General features: G+C 61.0%; 5 protein-coding genes and 3 pseudogenes. All 8 read right to left on the bottom strand.

The genetic code is table 11. The features are described 5' to 3' along the window. A pseudogene (locus CF70_RS38920) lies at positions 1-157 on the bottom strand (IS66 family transposase); the annotation flags it as partial. A gap of 34 nt (positions 158-191) precedes the next feature. Next, positions 192-407, bottom strand: a pseudogene (locus CF70_RS38915) (IS66 family transposase); the annotation flags it as partial. Positions 408-499: 92 nt separating this feature from the next. Next, a complete protein-coding gene (locus CF70_RS09390) occupies positions 500-1,663 on the bottom strand; it encodes a porin (RefSeq protein WP_035863414.1) in 1,164 nt (387 codons plus the stop codon). A gap of 291 nt (positions 1,664-1,954) precedes the next feature. Then, a complete protein-coding gene (locus tag CF70_RS09385; RefSeq protein ID WP_051648197.1) occupies positions 1,955-2,965 on the bottom strand; it encodes a Bug family tripartite tricarboxylate transporter substrate binding protein in 1,011 nt (336 codons plus the stop codon). A gap of 228 nt (positions 2,966-3,193) precedes the next feature. After that, positions 3,194-3,349 (bottom strand): hypothetical protein, encoded by a 156-nt coding sequence (locus CF70_RS36530; RefSeq protein ID WP_160172242.1) that lies wholly within the window; start codon positions 3,347-3,349, stop codon positions 3,194-3,196. A gap of 29 nt (positions 3,350-3,378) precedes the next feature. Beyond that, positions 3,379-3,762 (bottom strand): carboxymuconolactone decarboxylase family protein, encoded by a 384-nt coding sequence (locus CF70_RS09380; protein WP_035863413.1) that lies wholly within the window; start codon positions 3,760-3,762, stop codon positions 3,379-3,381. Continuing rightward, positions 3,759-4,349 (bottom strand): RBBP9/YdeN family alpha/beta hydrolase, encoded by a 591-nt coding sequence (locus CF70_RS09375; protein ID WP_035863410.1) that lies wholly within the window; start codon positions 4,347-4,349, stop codon positions 3,759-3,761. Before CF70_RS09375 ends, CF70_RS09380 begins: the two co-directional genes overlap by 4 nt. Next, positions 4,346-4,527: pseudogene (locus CF70_RS36525) on the bottom strand (3-keto-5-aminohexanoate cleavage protein); the annotation flags it as partial. The gene CF70_RS09375 and the pseudogene CF70_RS36525, both read right to left, overlap by 4 nt.

The raw sequence follows: 4,527 nt of genomic DNA, 5'->3' as shown, positions 1-4,527 counted from the left end.
CCAGCAGCGAGTACATCGTCGCGGCGGCACGTTCGCCACGCGGCGAGCCCACGAACATAGAATTTGCTCTGCCAACGGCAATTGGGCGGATGGCGCGCTCGAGGCGATTGTTGTCCGGCTCCGGGATACCGCTTTCGGTGTAGCGCACGAGGGCCTGCCAATGTCGTAGTGCTTAGCCGAAGGCCTGCTCCAACGGCTGCTTGGCCAGCAAGCCATGGGCATTGCCTAGCCAGCCACTGGTGGAACTGGGCGAGCAGCGGCACGGATTGCTCCTGCCGCACGGCCAGTCTGTGATCCGGTGGCTTGCCCTTGATGCCGGCCTCGATGGCATACAGCATCCGACCAGCTCGCAAGCGCTTCCTCGTTGCTTCGTCTAACGGCTTCTTCGGCACGGCGCGCACCTCCATTCAACCCGTTAGAGATAAAGCGCGCCAGCCCCGCAGCCGTTGTCATGTTTTTTGTAAATCTCAAGAGTTCCGTTGCCGGTCTCCCGGCGCACTCAGAACTTGTGGCGCACGCCCAGCCCGATCCCCAGCATGTTGGACTCGCCCCGGCCGAGGGTATAGCTGTTGCCCAGCGCAAGGCTGTTGGCGAAGCCGTTGGCCAGCGAATCCAGTCCCAGCCCTGCATTTTTCGAATAGGCCGCCGTCAGATAGACATCGGTGCGCTTCGAGAACGAGTAGGTGCCGATCAGGTTGATCTGCCAGGGATTGGGTATCGATTGGTTGCCGAACAGGTTTTTGATATTGTCGTAGGCAAACTCCGCGATCAAGCCCAGGGCCGACGTGAACTGATATTGCCCGCCGATCCAGTAGTAGTCGTCGCGCTTGACCATGCTCCCGTTCGCTCCCCGGTTCTGACCCCAGCGATAACCGCCCATGACTTTGGCATTGCCAAAGGCATAGCTCCCGGCAATTGCCGCGTTCTTGAAGGTACCGGTGCCGCTGCCAAATGTCGGGTTGAACTGGTCGTAGCCTGCGGAGATGCCGATGCCACCGGCGATATAGGACAGGCCCGCGCCATAACCGGTGTCCCGACGGAACTGACCAGGCACCTCACCGTTACCGCCACCGGCAACCAGCAACGGGCTCGTCTGTGGCACAGCCAGACCGACGCCGAATGACCAGTGCAACGATGCGGTCAGCGGACCGAATGCGCCCTTGTACTTGACCGTGTTGTCTTCACGATAGTTAGGTCCCAGCAGCAAAGCGCTCGGCTCATAGGAAGTGGCGTAGAGCGCCGGCACGAAGTTCGACATCGAGTCGAACAGCGACGTGTACTGCCGGCCAAAGGCCACCTGTCCATAGTTCTTACTCGCGAGGCCGACGTACGCCGAGCGGCCGAACAGCCGGCCGCCCTGCTGCGAGGTGCCAGCGTCCTGATTGTAGCCGCCTTCCAGCACGAATAGCGACGACAACCCACTACCGAGGTCTTCCGTACCTCGCAAGCCCCAACGCGAGCCGGACAAGCCGCCCGAGTTCATCCGGTAGACCTTATTGCCTGGGCCCGGATTGTAGCCATTGGCCGGTGTGGGCGCCACGCCCACATGGTTTGCAAACTCCAGGTTGGCGTCGGCAACGCCGTACAGGGTGACGCTGGTCTGAGCCAGCGCCGTACCGCATCCTGCGCCGACCATGACAAGGACCAGTCCCGTCTTCTTCATCTTCGCGGCGAGGCCGTTGCTGCCTTCCCAAACTGGCTGAGATGTTCGATCAAACCCTATGGTATTGCTGATGCAATTGCCCAATTTTGTTCTCCTCGGTCTTTGTATTGGTGAGCATCGGACGACGCGCTCACATGGACTTCCAGTCATCCGCCAGTGATAAAAGCAACCAGCACTGCAATGTCAGGAAGGTGCCTCTTCGATCGGCAGCCGGAGGGAGGGCCTACTCCCCAGGCCAATGATGCCGGGCGATCCCGATAGCTCTCCTTTCATCGCCCGATCGTCGAATCTCTACTGAGGCTTATAGCCCACCGCTTGCAGCACTTCGCCCGTTGTTTTGTAGTCCTTTTTCAAGCTCATGGACAATTCCTCGGGAGTGCGCGGATTTTTAGACGTCACGCTCAGACCTAGCGAAGAGAGCCGTTCGCCTATCTCTGGCGTATTCAACGCTTTCAAAACTTCGCTCCGGATACGTTGCTGGATCGCATCCGGCACACCAGGGAGCGTCCACAGTCCCATCCAGGAGGTCCGTGTCATCGCGTCATACCCCAATTCGGCGAAAGTCGGGACTTCTGGCATCAATTCGGAGCGCTTGGGCGAGCTGACGGCGAATAGCCTGAGTTTTCCCGCTTTGATCAATGGCGCGGAAGTCAATGGCAAATCCATCTGAAACTGGACGTTTCCCGCCATAACATCCACCAATCCGGGAGTGGACCCATTGTATTGGATGATATTCATATCGAGCCCCGCCAGTTGGTTCAATTGGAGTCCGAGTATGTGCGACATCGTCCCCGGCGAGAACGACCCGATATTGACCCTCCCCTTGTTGGCCTTCACATAGGCAACCAACTCCTGAAAGTTTTTGGGTGGCAGGTTGACATTGCCCACTAGCATCGCGCCCATGCTTCCCAGTTCCACCAGCGGCCGAATCGCTGTGAACGGATCGTACTTAGGCTTGAACGTGTAGGGCAGCTCCGAAACCAGACTACTGATGGACAGCAGGTAAGTGTGTCCGTCTGCAGGCGCTCTCAAAAAGGATTCCATGGCCACGACACCACCTGCCCCTGGCTTGGGTTCCACGACGACGGGTTGCCCCAAACTCTTGGTCAAGGAGTCGGCCACTACTCGCGCCAGAATATCCGCCGTCGCTCCCGGCGTGCCAACGGCAATGATGCGAATGGGGCGATCTGCCAGAGGCTGGCCCACAGCGATCGACGTCGAAGCCGAAAACAATCCCGCCATCGCGGCGAGCACAAAACTACGGCGTACAGCATTCAGTGTCATTTTGTCAGGCAGGGTCATTGTGTCCTTTCAAATATGCAGTTAGGTAATTCAGTAACCGCTCCACGAGCGCCGACACTGGAATTCAGCGATTCGGGTTCCCGTGGCAATCCTCTTCGAGAGAGGATGCCAACGGCACAGGCCAGCTACCCGCGACAGGGACCTTGCCGCTTATGCCAGGAAGCGGAACAGTACGTTGCGCTTCCCGGGCTTGCGTTTGGGTGCCATGCCAAAACGGGCCGCGGTTCATCAATCGTGTTGTACTTCACGCCGACCTTTTAGATCTCCTGCGCTTCCTTGCCGCTGGACCAACTCGTTAGCGACGCGCGCGAGTTGTTCGACCTGTTGAACCGAGGGCATGCGGCTGCCCTGCTGGTCGATGCAGGTGTTGCTGGTGGCTTTCAAGGCAGTCTCCTGAGAGGGTAGAACGACGGTCATGCCGGCTCGTTGGCCGTGGCCTGGCGCTCGCGCAGCTCCTGCTGCAGCAGGGGCGCCGCCATGCTCATGGTGTGCAGCCCCAACGTGGCGGTAAGCTGCAGCACGGCGACGATCTCGTCGGCACTCACGCCGAGATCGAGTGCTCGGCGAATGTGGCGTCGCGTGCCGGGCGCGAACATGTGGGTCACAGACGCGTCGATCGCGATGCAGACCAGCTCGAAGGTCCGCGAGTCGAGCGCGGGGGAGTTCAGTGGAAAGCTGACCATGCGCATAAACTGCTCGGTCCAGTCCGGCGCCAGAGACGCCATGGCGTCCCAATCGGGATTCCAGTGGCCTTGCGCGCGCAAGGCATCACAAGTGGGCGTTTGGCTTGGGCTCATGCGAGGACTCCCGACACGGCTTGCCTTTGGGCCAGCCTGCGAATCAGCACGTATGCTGCAGGCCATGGCCCATAGCCCGACGCTGGGTTCAGATGCCCGACCTCGCCCAGGTCGACCAGTTCCGCGCCCCAGCCGGACGCCATGTCCGTCACCCTTGCAAACTCTCCCAGCGGATCGTTGCGGCTCGCCGCCACGATGCAGTGGAAAGGTAGCGGACCCTTCGGCATAGGTGTCCAGCCTGCTTCGGCGAAAGCCGACAGCGCAGGGAATTCGGGCGGCAGAGGCTGCTCCAGGTCCGGGGGCGTCGCCAGCAGGGCGCCGAGGATCTTCCGGCCGGTGCGGCGCGCCCAGTGCGCTGTCGCAATGCATCCGCCACTGTGCGCCACGATGATGACGGGCGCCGGGGCCGCCAGTACGGCGGCGTCGATCGCCGCGACCCGCGCATTCAGGTCAATGTTGGTGCGCCCCAGAGCAGGGAGCGAGCGCACGTTGGGCAGTTCGCCAGCCAGCAGCGCCTGCCAGTGCGCCGGTGTTTCCTCGCGCAGCCCCGGCACCGTGACAACTGTCACTTCATGAAGGTCTTTCATGCTGCCACCTTGCGTTCCGCCAGCGCCGGCCTGACCGGACGGCGTGCGGTGGGATAACGCAACTCGGCGAGCGTCTGCTCGGTCGTTTGGTATTGCGTGCCGATCTTGAAGATTGCGCGCGCCTCCTGGGCCGACGCGACGCCCCGTCCCAGTTCGTGCGAGATGCGCACCAGTTGTT

The organism is Cupriavidus sp. SK-3, from assembly GCF_000611145.1.
In the GTDB taxonomy this organism is placed as follows: Bacteria; Pseudomonadota; Gammaproteobacteria; order Burkholderiales; family Burkholderiaceae; genus Cupriavidus.
This window is presented reverse-complemented; position numbering and strand designations above follow the sequence as displayed.